The organism is Nocardia sp. CC227C, from assembly GCF_030767025.1.
In the GTDB taxonomy this organism is placed as follows: Bacteria; Actinomycetota; Actinomycetes; order Mycobacteriales; family Mycobacteriaceae; genus Nocardia.
The window spans coordinates 129275-146785 of the sequence record NZ_JASITE010000016.1 but is presented as its reverse complement, the minus strand read 5'-3'; the positions used below and the strand labels follow the sequence as shown (position 1 = coordinate 146785).

Annotated in this window: 18 protein-coding genes and 1 tRNA gene; 5 read left to right on the top strand and 14 right to left on the bottom strand. The window is 69.5% G+C overall.

Annotation, left to right across the window (positions count from 1 at the left end; genetic code table 11):
- Positions 1-193 precede the first annotated feature (193 nt).
- The gene (locus tag QMO76_RS28340) at positions 194-2557 is read left to right on the top strand and encodes a transglycosylase domain-containing protein (protein WP_306364394.1); all 2364 of its coding nucleotides are present in this window, start codon (positions 194-196) and stop codon (positions 2555-2557) included.
- A 69-nt stretch (positions 2558-2626) separates the two neighbouring features.
- On the opposite strand, the gene QMO76_RS28335 is transcribed toward QMO76_RS28340, so the two are convergent.
- Entirely contained in the window at positions 2627-3091 is a 465-nt protein-coding gene (locus tag QMO76_RS28335; protein ID WP_306364393.1) for a GatB/YqeY domain-containing protein, read from the bottom strand.
- A 122-nt stretch (positions 3092-3213) separates the two neighbouring features.
- Here QMO76_RS28335 and QMO76_RS28330 point away from each other — a divergent pair, with 122 nt between their 5' ends.
- The 4 genes from QMO76_RS28330 (at position 3214) to QMO76_RS28315 (ending at position 6480) form a co-directional block, all read left to right on the top strand.
- On the top strand, positions 3214-4179 hold the full coding sequence (locus tag QMO76_RS28330; protein ID WP_306364392.1) for a metallophosphoesterase: 966 nt from the start codon (positions 3214-3216) through the stop codon (positions 4177-4179).
- Positions 4180-4228: 49 nt separating this feature from the next.
- Positions 4229-5314: a hypothetical protein gene (locus tag QMO76_RS28325; RefSeq protein ID WP_306364391.1), complete on the top strand. Its 1086-nt coding sequence runs from the start codon at positions 4229-4231 to the stop codon at positions 5312-5314.
- A gap of 41 nt (positions 5315-5355) precedes the next feature.
- Positions 5356-6342: a hypothetical protein gene (locus QMO76_RS28320; protein WP_306364390.1), complete on the top strand. Its 987-nt coding sequence runs from the start codon at positions 5356-5358 to the stop codon at positions 6340-6342.
- 64 nt (positions 6343-6406) lie between these two features.
- Positions 6407-6480: transfer RNA gene (locus QMO76_RS28315), tRNA-Pro, on the top strand.
- Between the two features lie 74 nt (positions 6481-6554).
- Here the strand turns inward: QMO76_RS28315 and QMO76_RS28310 are convergent.
- From QMO76_RS28310 to QMO76_RS28250, 13 genes are all read right to left on the bottom strand, one after another.
- Entirely contained in the window at positions 6555-7811 is a 1257-nt protein-coding gene (locus QMO76_RS28310) for a site-specific integrase (protein WP_306364389.1), read from the bottom strand.
- 2 nt (positions 7812-7813) lie between these two features.
- Positions 7814-8017 (bottom strand): AlpA family transcriptional regulator, encoded by a 204-nt coding sequence (locus tag QMO76_RS28305; RefSeq protein ID WP_306364388.1) that lies wholly within the window; start codon positions 8015-8017, stop codon positions 7814-7816.
- 23 nt (positions 8018-8040) lie between these two features.
- Positions 8041-8484 (bottom strand): hypothetical protein, encoded by a 444-nt coding sequence (locus QMO76_RS28300; RefSeq protein WP_306364387.1) that lies wholly within the window; start codon positions 8482-8484, stop codon positions 8041-8043.
- 89 nt (positions 8485-8573) lie between these two features.
- Positions 8574-9389, bottom strand: a complete 816-nt coding sequence (locus QMO76_RS28295) for a DUF2637 domain-containing protein (protein ID WP_306364386.1) — start codon at positions 9387-9389, stop codon at positions 8574-8576.
- Positions 9390-9550: 161 nt separating this feature from the next.
- Complete coding sequence (locus tag QMO76_RS28290; RefSeq protein WP_306364385.1) at positions 9551-9952, bottom strand: hypothetical protein; 402 nt, start codon at positions 9950-9952, stop codon at positions 9551-9553.
- Positions 9949-10701 (bottom strand): hypothetical protein, encoded by a 753-nt coding sequence (locus QMO76_RS28285; protein WP_306364384.1) that lies wholly within the window; start codon positions 10699-10701, stop codon positions 9949-9951. Before QMO76_RS28285 ends, QMO76_RS28290 begins: the two co-directional genes overlap by 4 nt.
- Entirely contained in the window at positions 10698-11225 is a 528-nt protein-coding gene (locus tag QMO76_RS28280; protein ID WP_306364383.1) for a hypothetical protein, read from the bottom strand. The genes QMO76_RS28285 and QMO76_RS28280 overlap by 4 nt, the downstream gene beginning before the upstream one ends.
- Entirely contained in the window at positions 11222-11791 is a 570-nt protein-coding gene (locus tag QMO76_RS28275; RefSeq protein ID WP_306364382.1) for a hypothetical protein, read from the bottom strand. Before QMO76_RS28275 ends, QMO76_RS28280 begins: the two co-directional genes overlap by 4 nt.
- Complete coding sequence (locus QMO76_RS28270; RefSeq protein ID WP_306364381.1) at positions 11788-13380, bottom strand: hypothetical protein; 1593 nt, start codon at positions 13378-13380, stop codon at positions 11788-11790. Before QMO76_RS28270 ends, QMO76_RS28275 begins: the two co-directional genes overlap by 4 nt.
- Positions 13381-13386: 6 nt before the next feature.
- Positions 13387-14031, bottom strand: a complete 645-nt coding sequence (locus QMO76_RS28265) for a hypothetical protein (RefSeq protein WP_306364380.1) — start codon at positions 14029-14031, stop codon at positions 13387-13389.
- A gap of 67 nt (positions 14032-14098) precedes the next feature.
- A complete protein-coding gene (locus QMO76_RS28260) occupies positions 14099-14569 on the bottom strand; it encodes a hypothetical protein (protein ID WP_306364379.1) in 471 nt (156 codons plus the stop codon).
- Positions 14570-14595: 26 nt separating this feature from the next.
- Positions 14596-16767: a hypothetical protein gene (locus QMO76_RS28255; RefSeq protein ID WP_306364378.1), complete on the bottom strand. Its 2172-nt coding sequence runs from the start codon at positions 16765-16767 to the stop codon at positions 14596-14598.
- Complete coding sequence (locus tag QMO76_RS28250) at positions 16764-17507, bottom strand: hypothetical protein (protein WP_306364377.1); 744 nt, start codon at positions 17505-17507, stop codon at positions 16764-16766. Before QMO76_RS28250 ends, QMO76_RS28255 begins: the two co-directional genes overlap by 4 nt.
- Between the last annotated feature and the right edge of the window lie 4 nt (positions 17508-17511).

Here is a 17511-nt window from a genome sequence, read left to right as displayed (position 1 = left end):
GTGTTAGCTCTATCACACTGGGTTCTCAATCTAGATAGTCGTGCGCGCCCTGCGCAAGACCGTGCCGAGATTTTCTGGTACGTCCGTCCATGCAATTGAGATATGAAACCGGTCAGTCGGCCCCATTTGTGACAAACCGACGCCTGCGACACGCGCACACCGAGTGCCCGCGAGGCCAATTAGGCTAGGACTCGTGCCGATATCACGAACGCTCGCGAGACTCGCCGGCAGCTGCGTACTGGCCGCCGTGCTGCTCGCCGGGCTGCTCTTCCCGCTCGCCGGTGGATTCGGATACATCTCCAACCGCGCCGCGGACGCCGTCGACAATGTCTCCGCCGAACTGGTGGAGGGCACTGTCCCCGCGGTGTCCACCATGGTCGACGCGAACGGCACCCCGTTCGCCTGGCTATACGAGCAGCGCCGGTTCGAGGTGCCCAGCGACAAGATCTCCAACGACATGAAGTTGGCGATCGTGTCCATCGAGGACCGCCGCTTCGCCGACCACCACGGTGTGGACTGGCAAGGCACCTTCCGCGCCTTCCTCACCAACACCTCCAGCGGTGAAGTGCAGCAGGGCGCCTCCACGCTCGACCAGCAGTACGTGAAGAACTACCTGCTGCTGGTGGTGGCCAAGACCGACGCCGAGCGGCGCGCCGCCATCGAGACCACGCCGGCCCGCAAGATCCGCGAGATCCGGATGGCGCTCACCCTGGACAAGCAGCTCACCAAGGACGAGATCCTCACCCGGTATCTGAACCTGGTGCCCTTCGGCAACTCCTCCTACGGCATCCAGGACGCCGCGCAGACCTACTTCGGCATCGACGCCAAGGACCTCGACGTGGTGCAGTCGGCCATGCTCGCGGGCATGGTGCAGTCCAGCTCCAAGCTCAATCCGTACACCAATCCACAGGGCGTGCTGGAGCGGCGCAACACCGTGCTGGACACCCTGATCCAGAACATCCCCAGCCGGGCCGACGAATTCCGCAAGGCCAAGGCCGAGCCGCTGGGCGTGCTGCCGGAGCCCAAGGGCCTGCCGCGCGGCTGCATCGCGGCCTACGATCGCGGCTTCTTCTGCGACTACGCCCTGCAATACCTGGCCAACGCGGGGATCAGCCGCGAGCAGATCGACAAGGGCGGCTACCTGATCCGCACCACCCTCGACCCCGCCGTCCAGGACGCGGTGAAGGCGTCGGTGACGGAGAACGCCGACCCGAATCTGGACGATATCGCCCAGGTCATGAATATCGTCGCGCCCGGCCAGGATTCGCACCCGGTGCTGGCCATGGCGTCGAGCCGCACCTACGGACTCGACGCGTCGGCGAATCAGACGGTGCAGCCGCAGCCGTACTCGATGGTCGGTGACGGCGCGGGCTCGGTGTTCAAGCTGTTCACCACCGCGGCGGCGATGGAGAAGGGCCTCGGCATCAGCGCGCAGCTGGACGTGCCGTCCACCTTCCAGGCCCGGGGCATGGGCAATTCCAACACCCCCGGCTGCCCGCCCGAGACCTACTGCGTGAAGAACGCCGGTTCCTACAAATCGCCCATGTCGGTGACCGAGGCGCTGGCGACCTCGCCCAACACCACCTTCGTCAAGCTGATCCGGGACGTGGGCGTCGAGCCGACGGTGGATATGGCGGTGCGGCTGGGCATGCGGTCCTACACCCAGCCCGGCACCTCCGGATTCGGGAACCAGAGCCTGGCCGACATGGTGAAGAGCCAGAACCAGGGCTCGTTCACACTGGGGCCGGTCGCCATCAATCCGCTCGAGCTGTCGAATGTGGCTGCCACGCTGGCCTCCGGCGGCAAGTGGTGCCCGCCCACCCCGATCCGCGAGGTGATCGACCGCAACGGCAAGCCGGTGCCGCTGACGCAGCAGGCGTGTGAGCAGGTGGTGGAGCCGGGTCTGGCGCACACCCTCGCCAACGCCATGGGCAAGGACGACATCAGCGGCACGGCGGCGGGCGCGGCCCGCGCGGTGGGCTGGAACGGGCCGCTGTCGGCGAAGACCGGTACCACCGAATCGCACCGCTCCTCGGCGTTCCTGGCGTTCACCAACTCGTTCGCGGGTGCGGCCTACATCTACGGCGACACCCCGACGCCCGGCGAGATCTGCTCCTTCCCGCTGCGCAACTGCTACAGCGGCGACCTGTTCGGCGGTAACGAACCGGCCCGCACCTGGATGGGCGCGATGAAGAACGTGCTCGACCGCTTCCCCCCGCTGGCCTTCCCGCCGCTGGACGACAAGTACGTGCGCGGCTCCAACAATGCCCAGATCCCCGACGTCGTGGGCATGAGCCAGGGCGAGGCCACCTCGACCCTGATCGGCGCGGGCTTCCAGGTGTCGGTGGCTTCCGCCCCCGGGCCGACCAAGGGCACCGTGCTCAGCATCTCGCCGGACGGGTCGGCGATACCGGGCTCGGTGGTGACCCTCTACGTGAGCGACGGCAGTGAGCGCCCGGCCCCGGTGCAGACGCCGGGACCGCCGCCCGGCCTGCCGAGCCTGCCCGGCCTCCCGCAGTTGCCACCGATCCCGCTGCCGATACCCGTCCCGCGCTGACCGGCGGGGGCACAGACGAATATCGCCCGGAGTGCGGTGCACTCCGGGCGATGTCGTCTCATCGTCGGCTCAGAGCCGAGCCTTGACCGCCGCCGAGACGCGCGAGCCGTCCGCGCGGCCCGCGGCGAGGGCGGTCGCGATCTTCATGACCTGGCCCATCTGCTTCATGCCGGGCCGCTCCCCGTTCTCCTCGGCCACCTGGGCGATGGCGGTGTCGGCGACATTCGCGACCTCCGCGTCGGTGAGCGGCGTCGGGAGGTACTCCTCGATGATCGACTCTTCCGCGCGCTCGTTGGCTGCGAGTTCCCCGCGGCCGTTCTGCTCGTAGACGACGGCGGCCTCGTTGCGCTTCTTGGCTTCCTTGGACAGCACCGTGATCACCTCGGCATCGGAGAGCTCCCGAGCCTCGGTACCGGCGACCTCCGCGTTCTGCACGGCGGTCAGCAGCATGCGCAGCGTATTGAGCCGCAGCGCGTCCTTGGCCTTCATCGCGGCCGTGAGGTCCGTACGCAGCTTCGCCTTGAGTTCCGACATGTGCTCACGCTACCGCCCACGGCCCCCGCACCCGCCACTCTTTTTCCCGGTGTCGACGCCTCGCAGTGGCCTACGCCTCATACGAGTCGATGTTTCCCCCGCAGGTCGCCTATTCTGGGCGAATGCCCGTTATCTCGACCTCCGCCCTGCGAAACGCCGCTCTGGGAGCCGCCGGGGCCGCGGTCGCCGGAATCGGTTACGCCTCGCTCGTCGAACGGAACGCATTCGTGCTGCGGGAGGCGACGCTACCGGTGCTCGAACCGGGTAAGCCCTCGCTACGCGTGCTACACATCAGCGATCTGCACATGACGCCCGGCCAGCAGTTGAAGCAGGCGTGGGTGCGGGAGCTGGATCGGCTGGAACCGGATCTGGTGGTGAACACCGGCGACAACCTGGCCCACCCCAAGGCGGTGCCGTCCGTCGTGCAGTCACTGGGCGGACTGCTGGCGCGTCCCGGCATCTTCATCTTCGGCAGCAACGACTACTTCGCGCCGGTGCCGAAGAATCCGCTGAAGTACTTCAAGTCCGACCACAAGCGGGTCTTCGGCGATCCGCTGCCGTGGCAGGATCTGCGCGCCGCCTTCAGCGAGCGCGGCTGGCTGGACCTGACGCACGTGCGCCGCGATATCGAGGTCGCCGGGGTGAAGATCTCGACCGCGGGCGTGGACGACCCGCACCTGAAGCGGGACCGCTACGACACCGTGGCGGGCGCGCCGAACCCCTTGGCGGACCTGAGCATCGGCCTCACCCACTCCCCCGAGCCGCGGGTGCTGGACCGCTTCGCCGACGACGGCTACGACCTGGTCATGGCCGGGCACACGCACGGTGGCCAGCTGTGCCTGCCCCTCTACGGCGCACTGGTCACCAACTGCGGCATCGACCGCTCCCGGGTCAAGGGCGCATCGCGCTGGGGCGAGCACACCCGCCTGCACGTCTCGGCGGGTCTGGGCACCTCGCCGTGGGCCCCGTACCGCTTCTGCTGCCGCCCCGAGGCCACCCTGCTCACGCTGGTGGGCGCGCCGCCGAAGAAGCCGGTCACCGAGACCGGTCGCGGGATCACCGCGTCCTCGGCCACTGCTGCGCGGTAGGCGTCGGCCGCGATATACAACGCGGTGATACGACAAGCAGGGGACGACCATGACCGACGACCGGAATCAGCCGGAGCCGAATCCGAATCCGCAGTGGTGGCAGGGCGCGCCCGACCCGGACGCGCAGTGGCGGCCGGGGAGCCCCGGCCCGTACCCGGCGGGACCGCCCGCCGGAGCCACCCCGCCCCAGCCGGGTCACCAGCCATGGCCCGGCGCGGCTCAACCCTGGCCCGGCTTCTCCCCGGGCGGACCCGGCTTCTCTCCGGCCGGACCGCCGACCGCCGCGTACCAGGCGGGTCCGATGGATCAGACCGTGCACGCCGGATACGGTGGGCAGCCGCCGTACGGTGGTGCACCCGGATACGGGCCCCAGGGCGGTGGCCGGCCGCCGAATGGCAAGCGCGGCAAGGGTTTGCTCGTCGCGGGCATCGGTGCGCTGGCACTGGTGGTCGTCGGCGCGGTCACGGCGGTCGTACTGGTGAACCGGGATTCGGCCGATTCCGCCTCCCCGGGCACCACACCGTCCATGGTGAGCGCACTGACCACGGAGAACTCCGCACCGCCCACGAGCACCGCTCCCCGCACCACGGCGACCCGTCCCACCACACCGACCGCGGTGATCCCCGGCTACCAGGTGGTCATGCTGCCGGAGAACGGCGCGGCCTACGATGTGCCCGCCGATTGGGAGATCGACCGGACCACCGTCGAAATCGGCTACGGCGCTGACGCCTTGCCGGTGGCCGGGGTGGCGCAGGAAGGCTCCGGCTACTGCCCCGACTACGTGCGCACCAATATGTTCCTCACCCAGTCCGACGAATCCGATCCGGCGCGGGCGATCTCCGACGTGACCACCCGCGTGATCGAATTCGCGTACACCACCTCCACGGATTCCACCCCCGGACCCGTCGAATCGTTCCGGACCTCCGACGGCAGGCTGGAGGGCGTCTTCGTGGAAACCACCGGCAACGCCCCCGCGCCGAGTCCGGGCTGCGCGTCCACCTATGCCGTCTACACCTTCGGATTCCCCGGCGACAGCGGCGCTTTCGTACTGACCATCATCGCGGACACGGGTGTGGACAAGGCCGTGACCAAAGATTTCGCCAAGCAACTCCTGGCCACCCTCCGCCCCATCTAGGCGGATGATCGACGGCAGGCCGCGAGAACAGGGGGTCGATCATGACCGGCGGATCCAACGACCGCGATGACGATGGGACACAGCGGAATCCGGAATGGTGGGAGGGCACTCCCGAACCCGGTTCGCCGTGGCAGTCGCAGCCGCGCCATCCGGAGCAGCCCGGCGATCCGACCACTCCGGCCGGATACGGTACGCCGGGCGGGTACGGAGGATATCCGCCGTACCCGCTGGGGTCCGAACTGCACCAGTCCGGCCCGGTGCCCTACCAGCCCGCGCCGTTCCCGCCGGGCCGGTACGGTCCGCCGTCCGGTGGAGGCCGAAAGGGCTTGCTGTTCGCGGGTATCGGCGTCCTGGTGCTGGCGCTGGTCACCGTGGCGGCCGTCATCCTGGTGAACCGCGATTCCGAGGAACCGGTCGTGGCCTCGACCACCACCACCTCCGCGGCACAGCCGACCACCACGACCAGAACCACCCGGACGACAACGGGACCGACGTCCCCGTCCCCCGTCATCCCCGGCTATCAGGTGATCTCCCCCACCGATATCGACGCGGCGTGGGATGTCCCGCGGGACTGGGTGCTCGACGAGTCCATCAAGGAATTCTCCAGCGCCGACGAGTCCGTCCCCGTCTCCGGCCTCACCACCGAAGGCGCCGGCTACTGCACCGATTTCGTGCGCACCAATATGTTCCTGAGCGCCACCACCAACCCCGAGGCCACCGCATCGGCCCGCGAGATCGGCGAGAAGCTCGCCCGCATCGGCTGGTCCACCGGCTCCGGCATCACCTCCACCCCCGGTGAACCCTTCACCAACACCGACGGTTCCCTCCAGGGCGTCTTCATGGAAACCACCGGCACCTTCACCGCCCCCGACCCCCGCTGCGCCGACACCTTCACCGTCTACACCTTCGCCGTCTCCGGCGGCGCCACCAGTTCCATAGTCCTCACCATCGCCGCCGACACCGGCGTAGACCGCGCCATAGACCCCACCTTCGCCCGCCGCCTCCTCGCCACCCTCCGCCTCGTTTAGTCCATTGACCAGCCGATTTAACGCCAACCCCGACCGTGCGCTAAGCTACTCCCGGTTCGCTTCACGGGGTGTGGCGCAGCTTGGTAGCGCGCTTCGTTCGGGACGAAGAGGTCGCAGGTTCAAATCCTGTCACCCCGACGTGTTGGTTGAGACACAAGAAACGGCCCCTGACCACTTCTGATGGTCAGGGGCCGTTTTCTGTTCGGAGCCGGTTAGGAATCTTGGTCGTCGGTTCCCGTCCGCAGTTCGTCCGCAGCAGCGGCGATAGCGGACGCGCGGCGGGTGTCCAGTGCCTCCGCGACCGATTCCAGATCGTCGGGGAACAGGTCGGCGTAGGTGTCCAGCGTCATGGCGGCGGACTTGTGTCCGAGCATGGTCTGTACCGCCTTCGGGTTCGCGCCTGCACTGATCGCGAGCGAGGCCGCGGTGTGGCGCAGGTCATGTGGTGTGATGAACGGGAACCCGCGCACCTCCTGGTCGGCTCGGTGCTCTCCTTTCTCCTTCACAGCCTGTAGCCGGGTGACCGCGGGCGCGAACACCCGCTTGCGGTAGGTCGAGACCCGCAACACCGCACCTTCGGGTGAGGTGAACACCAGGGCGTCGCGGCTCTTGCCGCGCATGAGCGCGGCCAGCTCGGTGGTGAGGAATTTCGGGAACGGTACCGAGCGGCGTTCGTGGTTCTTGGCGGTGGACCACACCAGCCGGCCTTCCACTTCGGCGACGGCTTCGACGATGTGCACGCGGCGGCGCAGCATGTCGAAGCTGGAGACCTTCAGCGCGGCCATCTCGCCCCACCGCAGTCCGGTGTAGGCCAATAGCCTTATGGCGGTGGAGGATTCGGTGACCTCCCGTGCCAGCTGCTCGACCTGGAGATGGGTGAGGTAGCCGCGGGCCCGGTGCCCGCGCCGCGGCAGCTTGACCCCGGTGCAGGGATTCCGGGCTATCTGGCGGTCCTCCACCGCGGTCTCGCAGACCATCCGCAGCACACCCAGGGCGTTCTCCAGCGTCGGCACCCCCGCGCCGGCGTCGACCATGGCCGCGATCCAGGCCCGGACCTCGGTGGTGCGCACGTCCCGGACCTCCACACCTCCCCACCGGGGTTCGACGTGCACGCGCCAGGTCACGCGCCGGGTGGCGGTGGTGGTGTCCTTCAGGTGCGCTTGTGCCTGGAGCCAGCGGCGGCCGATGGTGCCGATGGTCTCGCGGCCGGCCGACGGCGCGACATGGGTTCCGGTCACCAAGGAGCTGGTGGCCGCGTCCAGCCAGGCTTGCGCGTCGACCTTGCGGGCGAAGGACTTCGCGTGCTCCTGGCCGTGGTCGTCGACGTACCGGCCACGCCAGCGTTTCGAACAGCCGTGGTTGGCGGACTCGACACGCTCCCGCGTCGCGGAGCCGTCGGCGGCCTTCGTGGTGACGGTCTTGTACCAGCGGTCTTCGACGCCAGCGCGCCGGTTACGTCGGGCGGGCATCGCTACACTGCCTCCCCTCGCGCGGTGGCCGCCTCCTGCTGCTCGATCCAGGCCAGGACCGTGCTCAGCCGCCAGACACGGCGGCCGCCGAGCTTGAAACTGACTGGGCCCGAACCGATGTGCGCCCAGTACCGCCAGGTGGCGGCGGGGATTCCAGTCAGCTCCTCGCAGTCCTTGGCCTGCAAGAAACGCTCCTCTGTGGTCATGGTGGTACTCACTTCGCTGTCGGTTATGCGGTGGGTGGGGTGTAGGTGCCGCCGTTGTAGATGCGGCCGGATCCGTTCTTGAGCGGGCCGACGAAGGTGAAGCCCTCGATGCGGCCGCCGATGGCCAGCTGCGCACCCGCGGCGCGCAGGGCCTCGCGCAGCGCCTTCTGCACGTCGCGGTCCAGGCGCAGGGTGCGCAGTCCTTCGTCGTTCTCGTCGTCGGGGGTGTCGATCGCGATGATGAGGCTGGAGTCGATGACGGGCCGCCCGGTCGTCGGGGAGGTGGCCGGCCGGTTCTCGTGCCAGTACAGCGGCAGGCCGGCCTCGTTGGTGCGCTGGCGGCGTACCACGTCGACGATTTCGCCGGTGATGGTGTCGCCGGGCTTGGCGGCCTTGCTGAACGCGTTGCGCGCGCCGCCGCCGAGCAGTTCGGCGTTGATCAGGTCCAGGTCGTTGTTCGCGGTCATTGCGGGTGTCCTCCACGGGGTTTCGGTAATCGGGGAAAGGTGGTTGCGGGGCGGGCGACGCTGGCCGCCCCGCGGGTGGTGGTGATCGGTCAGCGAACCAGTGCGAGCGCGGTGCCCGGCTGGTCCGGGCCCGGGTCGTCGCCTTCGTCGCCCTCGCCGTCGGTGTCGCGTTCGGCGCGGATGCGGGCGACGATTTTGGCGACGGTGCCGTGGTGCAGCCCGACCTCGGCCCCGATCTCCCGCGTCGACAGCCCTTGTCGATGCAGTGCGTAGATGCGGGTGTCACGATCGGCTGTCGCCTCCGGCCCTGCCCCGTTGTCGCTCGCTGTCGCCTCGGTCCCGGCTGCTGTCGCCTGGCTGTCGCCTGCGTCGGGTGAGGCGACAGGAGTTGTCGCCTCGGTGTCGCCGGGCGACAGCAACGCGTTGCCCGCGGCCGCCCCCGCGGTGAGCGCGGCCAGGACGGTCGGCGCGGGTGTCTCGACGACGGTCACGGCTTCCATCGGTGGTACCGCCGGGGTGCGGGGTACCTCGAGCAGCGCGGTCAGGCCGTGGGTGGCGGCCAGGCCGAACAGCGGGGCGGCTCCGGCGACGCACGCGGCGATGGTCGCGGGCAGGATCCGCTGTCCGGATTCCGCAGCGTGCAGGCCATTTCCGACCACGCTGATCAGCTCAGCGACCAGGAGTTCGGCCCAGAAGAACCAGCGCGTCGCCCGCGGTACTTCGATGGCGGCGTTGCGTTCTCGGCGCTGCAATGACACCAGCGCCACGATGGACTGGACGATCGCACCGTCGACGAACACGGGCCCGATCCACGCCAACCGGGCGTCGATACCGGCCATGATCGACAGGTCGGTGAGCGCGGCGAACGACCACGCGAACGCTCCGGCACCGATCACGATCGTCATCGCCAGAGCCACGAACTCGGCCAGATCGAACCGTGCTGTCGCCCGCCCCGACACTGGATTGTCGCCAGGCGACACCGGGGCGACAGCGGTTGTCGCCCCCGACGGCTCGGGCGACACCGGGTCGTCGCCTGTCGCCTCCGGGGGCGAGGGCTGTCGCGGGCTCATCGGTCGTATCCGTTCTCGTAGCCGTGCGCCGCGCGGGCGAAGGCGTTCACGTACCGGTTCGGGACCACCGCGAGACGTTCGTGGTCTTCGTCCAGGGCGTGCTCGGCAGCAATGTCCAGAGCGTCGTCCAGGTCGCTGGCAAGCTCGCGGTTACGGTCTTCCAGATCCGCGGCACGATGCTCGGCGGCGTCGCGTTCCGCGGTGACCTGCGCCAGCTGCTCCTCCAACAGGGCGGCGCGTTCGTTCGCCGCGGTCAACCGCAGTCGCAGCGAGGCCACGTCGTCCGCGAGAATGTCCTCGGCGACCATGCCCCGGTCGCCGGGCTGTCCGTAGGGACGCAACGGCTCGAAACCGCCGTTGCGATCGGACGGGGTCGGGGTCTGCTGGATGGTGGTCATCGCTCAGTTCCCTCCCGTTCGACCCCTGCGGCGGCCGCGGCCGCGAACGCATTCACCCGCGTGTGCTCCGGCCCGGTCGCGAGATGCCCCTCGCGACCGTCGGCACGGTCGGGCTCGTGCTCCATGGCCCCGTTCCAGGTGAGCTCTCGGGCCTGCTGAAGGCTGCGCCACTGCACCGGATCCAGGGTCTTGAGCCCCTGGTGGTGCCAGCGGTCGAACACCTCGGCGGCCTGGCCCATCGTGTCCGGGAACCGCCGCCAGTCGTGCACGGCCGCTTCCAGATACGCCCACGCGGCCACAGCGCCGGCGGGAGCGTCGGGGCCGGTCCAGGTCGCATACGCGGTGTCCACGCGGTCCATCAGGGCGTGGAACTCCTCACGGGAGATGTCCTCGCGGCCCAACTCGGCGCTGTCGATGACCACGCGGGCGTAGTCGACGCGCATCCGCGCTTCCCACTCGCTGCCGGAATCGGCATACGTTGCCACGCTGATCATCTGCCGCCGCCACGCGGCGTACGCCTGCTCGGCCTCGGTCAACTTCTCCCCCATCGCCTCGCGTCCCGAGTCGCTGCGGCACTCGAACAGAACCGTGCGGAGCAGCCGGATCTTTTCGGGCGCGGGCATGATGCGGTACTGACTGATCCCGTCGCCGCGGTTCTGCGAGACGACTGCTCCGCCACGGGCTTCGGCCTGCTCGACGACTTCTTGCGGGGCGGCTCCGGGCCACCACCCGCTCTCGATGCGCATCACCGGTCGGCTCCGTCCCGCTCGTGGCCCTGCTCCGCCGCGGCGGTCGCGAAGGCGTTCATGGATGCGGTAGTGGTGGAGCTGGTTTCGGGCTCCCAAATGCCGTGTCCGGTGAGCTCGCGGGCCTGCTGCTGGCTGCGCCATTCATCGGGGCTCAGCCCCTCGTACCCGTCGGCGAGGTCAGTCTGGATCTGGTCGTGGAATCGGTTCATCGCGCCGGGGGCACGCTTCCAGTCGTCCACCGCGTCCCACAGGTACTGCCATTTGTGGGAGGCGACCGGATCTGGGCCGTGTCGCCAATGACCGTCCGCGGTGCGGGCGTCCTCGAAACGCTGTTCGTTCTCCTCGGTGGGATCGGCGAAGTAGGTCTCCCGCGCCTGGTGGTAGTGGGCGAAATCGGCGCGCAGTTGGTGCTCGGCGGCCGGGGCCCGGTCGGTGTAGTAGCTGGGCTGGGTCGGGTCGGTGGTGTCGGACATGGCGGTATCTCCTGTGGTGCGTGCGGGATTGGTCGGATCGGGGGTGCTCATCGTTCGGCTCCGTCTCGGTCGTGGCCCTGCTTCGCGGTGGCAGTCGCGAAGGCGTTGAGGGTTCGCGGCTGCTCGTAGTGGCGGCCGTGGCCGGTGAGGGCGCGGGCTTGCTCCTGGCTGCGCCACTGCACGTCGGTGAGCGGGCAGGCGCCGGTTTCGCTGCGGGCGGCGTCCAGGTGCCCGAACAAGCCCTGCATGGTGTCGGGGAAGTAGGACCACTCGAAATGCGCCCGGTTCAGGTACTCCCAGTCCGCGGCGTGATCGCTGGCCTTCCACGCGGATTCGATGTGGTCGGCGCGTTCTTCGCATTCGGCCGACCACTCCCAATTCCCAGCGGTCCGGACCTCCTCGCGCAGCGCTGTCACCTTCGCGAAGTCGCTGCGCAGGGTGGTCTCGTTCTTCTCGATCGCGGCTTGGGCCTGGGCCTTGACCGCGGCGGGCGGTTCGATTCCCGACCCGTCACAGATCTCGCACGGGTAGAAGTGGATATCCGGCTCGTAGGTGCCTTCGTCGGAGATCTCGTACCCGGTTCCGCCGCAGCCCAGGCAGTCTCGGGCCTCGCTCATCGCTCGGCTCCGTCCCGCTCGTGGCCGTGGCCGTGCTCGGCCGCCGTGGCGGTGGCGAAGGCGTTCATGGGACGCTCATGCTCCACGTCACCGGGCCCGTGGCCGTGGCTGCTGCCGTTGGTGTGGGCGGCGTGTTCGCGGGCGGCCTTCTCGCTGTGGTAGGCCACCCCGCCGCCGTCCATGACCCACCAGTGCGTGAACTCGTTGGCCGCGGCGGGGGCGTTGGTGCCGTGCCGTTCGGCGAGATCGCGCAGCTTGCCCTGCACCAGCGCGGATTTCTCGTCCCCGCACGCGGTCAGGATGCTGTCAGCCAGCTGCCACGCCCGCGGATCGGTCGTGCCCTGGTAGTCGGCGCGATTGGCGGCCCAGATCTCCGACGCGGACCGGAACCCGTGCATCATCGCCTGGACCTGCTCGGGCGACGGCGTACCGGTGTCGCCGCCGCTGTGCGCGTCGCGGGAGGTCGCGGCGGAATCGCGGGTGTCGGTGCCGCGGTCGCCGGCCGCGCGGTCCCAGTGATGGGTGGCCGGGGCGACGGTGGCCACGCTGCCCTCGGTGAAGTAGAACGGCTTGCGCTGGCCGGCCTCGCGGGCCCGGACCGCGAGCTGGGTCCCGGCCTGCCAATCGGTTTCGGTAACCCTCTGGTGCACCCACGCCGCGGCCTCGGCCTCGCTGGCGAAATATCCATGCCCTGTGTGCGACCGACCACCGGGGGCACTGGCGTCGATGCGGACCCGGCACCGCGAGTTGGCCTCGGCGTTCTCGAACTCCCACCGGATCTGCTCGACACTCAACCCCGCCGCGGCCGCCTGGTCGGCGACCATCCGCCGGTGCACATCCACCCGGTAGTCGGGCTTGCCGCTGGCCTGCTCACGCTGCCACAGCACCTGCGCGTGACGAATGTCCTGCACCGCATCGGCCTGCCGTGCCGCGCGGTCCGCGTCGGCCTCGGCCGCGGCCGTCGACCGCGCGTTGGGTTCGGACCGCTCCGGTCGCGCCTGCCTTTTCGGGCCGGTGGCGCGGTCGTGGACGGCGGCGGCCTGGGCGGCGGTCACGGCCTGCTCGAGTTCCTGCTGCCGTGCGGTCACCCACTGCTCGGACTCGACTGCGGCCTGCCGCGCATGGGCCGCGCGGTCGGCATCGAGTGTCGGGAAGACGTTGCCGATCACGGCTTTCGGGTCGCGCTCGACCGCATCCAGGGCGAGGACGACCTGGCCGCGCTGTTCGACCGCGAGTGCGGTGGTGTTCGGCAGGCTGGCCTCGATGCGGTAGCGCATGGCCGCCAGCCGTTCCCGGTCCAGCGCGGCGTCGCTGCTGGTGTAGAACGGATCGGACTCGCGGCGGTACTGCACGGCCGCGGCCTCGCGGTGGTAGTCACCGACGCGCTTGTGGTACCAGGCGGACTCGATGCGCTCCGCGCTCACCTGCGCCTGGATCTGCTCGGCCAGCTCGCGGCGCTCCTTGCGCGACAGCCGCGCCCCGCTCCCATTGCGGCGGCGGGTCCGCAGCCACGCGCCCGCGACGTTGAGCACGTCCCGGAACGTGGCTCCGGTCTGCTTGGTGATCTGGTCGACTTCGTTCTGCGACATGATGGTTCACTCCTGGTCGGTGGTGATGGTCTGGGCCTCGTCGGCGGTGTCGGGCCCGGCGAAATCCGGATACGGCCGGAACGTCGGCGTACCGAAGTCGCTGACCGGCGCGGGGGTGAGGGGCGACAGCGTGGGCGACGAATCGAGTGGCCACGGGTCGTTCACGGCTTGGCTGGCGGCGTAGTAGCGGTCGCGGTCGAGAATCGACATCGGTTCGCCCTCGCGGCGCTGGAACTCGCTGCGCAGCGCGCGCACCTGGTCGTCCCACATGCTGGTGACCGTGGCGGAGCCGCCCGCCTCGTTGACCGCCGCGATCCGGTGGACCTTGGCGTGGTTGATTTCCTCGACCAAGTCCCGCAGTGACAACTGCGCCAGCTCCGTCTGGGGGCCGGTGAGCAGGTCGGGGCGGAAGCGGGCACGGATAGCGGCCTGGGCCTGCTCCTGCTTGCGCACTTTCGCGGCGCGGTGCTCGGCGCGTTCACGGCGGATGCGGTCGTATTCGGCGCGGTCGGCCGGGGAGAGCCGCCAGCGGTCGACCGCGTCGCCGATGCGGGTGTCGAGCTCGAACTCGACGAACAGGATCGGGGCCAAGCCTGCGATCAGGCCAGTCGTCGCGCCGAAGACGGCGGCGCGAATATCGTTGCGGTGCATTACTTTTCCTTCCAATCGGTGTTACTGGGTTCCGACACTCGGGTGGTCGGGGTCTGGGCGGTGCCGCTTATTCCTGCTCGCTGCGGGGGACGGTGCGGCGCTGTGTAAGGCGCTCGATCCGGCCGCGTACGCGGGTGGCGGCGTCGGAGGTGGTGTAGGCGACCATGCGGGCCGCGTCGGCGGGTGCGGGCCGGCCGGCGGCGTGCCACCAGCCGAATCCGACGACGGCCAGGCCGTAGACCAGCAGCGGCCCAGGGATCGGGAACAGCGCCACTGCGAACACGAACACGACGGTCGCGGCGATGCCGGGGGCCCAGATCCGCAGCCAGTCACGGACTTTCGCGGCCTTCTCCACGCGCTTCGGGGTGAGGGCCTGGCCGAGGGTGCCGCCGTCGGGGACGACGGGCACCAGCTGTTGGGCCAGGCGGTCGGCGGCGGTACCGGCCAGCTGTTCCTCGATCGCGGCGATACCTTCGTCGACCTGGCGTTTTTGTTCGGGGTTGGTGATTTCTTCACCGTGGAAATCGGGGCTGCTCATGGCGGCTCTCCATGCGGGGGTGCGGGTCAGTGGCCGTGTCCGGGCCGTTTGCGGGACAGGTCGATGACCGGTGCCAGCGGCGGGGAGGGGTCGGTGTCGGCGGGGGCGGCCAGCCGCGACAGGCCCGGCAGCGGCCGCAGCGTTTTGAGCTGGGCGTCGTTGAGCGGGGCGGCGTGGCCGCGGCGGGCCCGGCCGCCGGAGACGTGGACCACGTCGCCGGGCCCGAACACCCGCAGTTGGGTCGGACTGACCAGGAACTGGTCGTTGGGCTGGATGTTGCCTTCGTCGCCGTGGCGGGTGCCGCCGATGAGCTTGCGCGACAGGTCGAATCGGCGTGTGGTGCCGAACGCCTTGCACAGCTCCTCGCACAGCTCCGACCGGCCCAGCAGGGCACCGCCGGCGGCTGCGGCGACCAACGAGGACCGCTGGTCGTCGTCGGCTCCCAGGCCGCGCCATTCCTGTGCGGTCCACAGCGTGCCGATGCGGGCTTTGCGCATCCGCATCACCCACGCCGGGGCGCGGGTCTTGCCGTCGGAGACCGCGGAGAACTCGTCCACGCACAGCAGCGCTTCGCGGCCGTGGTCCTGGTCGGCCAACTGCTCGAGCATGCAGCCCAGCGCGGCGAACTGGGCGCGGGCCCGGTCGGGCTGGCTGGAGCCGTCCAGGATGCAGTACAAGACGTCGAAATCGGTGATCTGCGCGTCCCCGTCGAACGCGTCGCCCAGGGTGCGGAACAGGTTGCCGAATTCCATGCGCGCGGAATCCAGCACGGGCTGTTTGCCGTTGCGGGTGGCCTGGATCTCCAGGTCGACACCGGGCACGCCGTCCCACGGGCCCGCGGTCTGCGGGTCCGGATCGAACACCCCACCCCACAGCGTCGACAACACGACCGGGTCCATGCGACGCAGGAACTCGATGTGATCACGCGGCGGGTTCCACCCCTGCGGGGTCCGCACACCGTTGACGGTCTCGACCCGTTCCGGCGCGTCCACGATGAGGTGGATGAGGCCGGCGCGGATCTCGTAGAAGTACTTCTCGGTGTCGGTGGTCGGGGTGGAGCCGCCGGAGATCATCGCGGTCAGCACCGCGCGCATGTCGTCGGCGTTGTCCGCGCCCCACAAGTTCAACCGGACCGACTCGAAATCCTTGGCGCGCGAGTTCGGGGAGAAGATGCCGATGCGCTGCTCGGGCACGCCGAGGGCCCGCATCCAGGTCTTCACCCGCTTGGCGGTGGCTTCGGAGTCCGGGCCGCCGTTGCAGTCGATGACCAGCGCCAGCGGCCGGCCGACCTTCGCCAGCCGCCACCACGAGGTGCGATGCCGCATCCAGGCGGTGACGAACCAGCTCAGCAGCAGCCGCAGGATGAGCGTGGACTTACCGGCACCTGTGTTGGCGACCAGCACCATGTGCAGCCGCAGCTTGATCCACGGAATGATCAGCCGGGTCTCAGTGCGCGCGAACAAAGCCTGCAACCGCGACCGCGGCGGCGCGGCGGTCTCCTCCCGCGCCAGGCGACCGAACACGATGTCCGGGCTCACCCCGCCGGTGGTGAAGGGCAGCCGGTAGCGGGCAAGACGTTTCGCGGCGCGCTGCTGCCGCTGCGCGTACACCCACATGGCCCGCTCAGTGCGCGCCGGATCCGGGAATCCGTTGGTCGCCAACCGGACCATGCGGCTGGTGAACATCACGGTCGCGAACATCCAGGCGGCCGGAACGACCAGCACGCCCATCACGGCCAGGCCATAGCCGTAGCGACCGTCCAGGAACATGGTTGCGCCGGAAGTGAATTCGCGGATCGGCGCGGCAGCGTCCAGGCCGTTGGTGACGATGTGCGCACCCGGCAGCACCGCCAGCGCGGCGGTGGCCCAGTTACGCAGCCGGGCGGGCTGCCAGCCCAGCAACCACGCCAGCGCCGACAACACCGCCGCCAGGACGACGGTCAGCGCCAGCGCGGCCCCGCCGACAGTCAGGCCCTGGCCGACCTCGACCCAGCTCCACTCCGGGATCGGCAGCATCCCACCGAAGAACGCATCCGTGGGGCCCTCGCCGAACAGCGGGCCCGGATCCGGACTCCCGGTCTCCGCCGCGGGCGCGGGCCCGGCCGGTGCGGGCGGAGCGGTGTCGGTGGGGCAGTCGGGTTGGAACGGGTAGCACGCGCCCTGGTCGGGAAACTGGAACTGCGTGTGCGAGTGGGTCATCGGAGGCTTCCTGTCTGCTTGCCGCCGTCGATCAGCCAGAGCCCCTGACGGGTCCGGGTAGCGGCGGCGGTGATGTCGTCCTCGTCGGGCAGCACGTCCTCGAGCAGGGCGACGCGGAACCGGGTGGTGGTGCTGAGCTGCAACCCGCCGGCACAGCTGGTGATCAGGTCTTTGATCTGCTGATCGGCGCAGTAGTAGATGAGTCCGGCGCAATGCGCGGCCTGCGCGGCCTGGTAGGCGCGCTGCACCGAATCCCGGGCGTAGGCAGGGTCTTTCGGACTGAGTTCGACTTCGACGGCCCAGAGTTCGCCTTTGTCGGTGGTGTAACGGCCGTCGTGGACGTGCGGGCGGCGATGGCCACGGATGTTCGGTGCCGAGACCTCGTACCGCAGAGTGCGTTCGGAGATCCAATTACCCAGCTCGGCACCGACCAGGGCCAGACGTACGCGCAGGACGGTCAGCGTGTGCTTAGCCATCTTCGGGGTGGGGGCCCAGTACCGGACCGGATGTCCGAGCAGCTCCTCGGCGCTCTTGGGAGTGCAGTAGATCCAGTAGTAGCCCGGCACCGGCTTGACCGGAAGCTTGGCCATCAGCCCGGCCTCACGCCAGCGTTTCGCGATCCGGTAGGCGTTGATAGTGCTGGTCTGAAGGATCTTCGCCAATTCGTCGATCGGCATCCCGTAGTGCTCGGCGACAATCGTCGACACATGCATGTCGCGGGGGTTCAGCCGGAAACTCATGCGC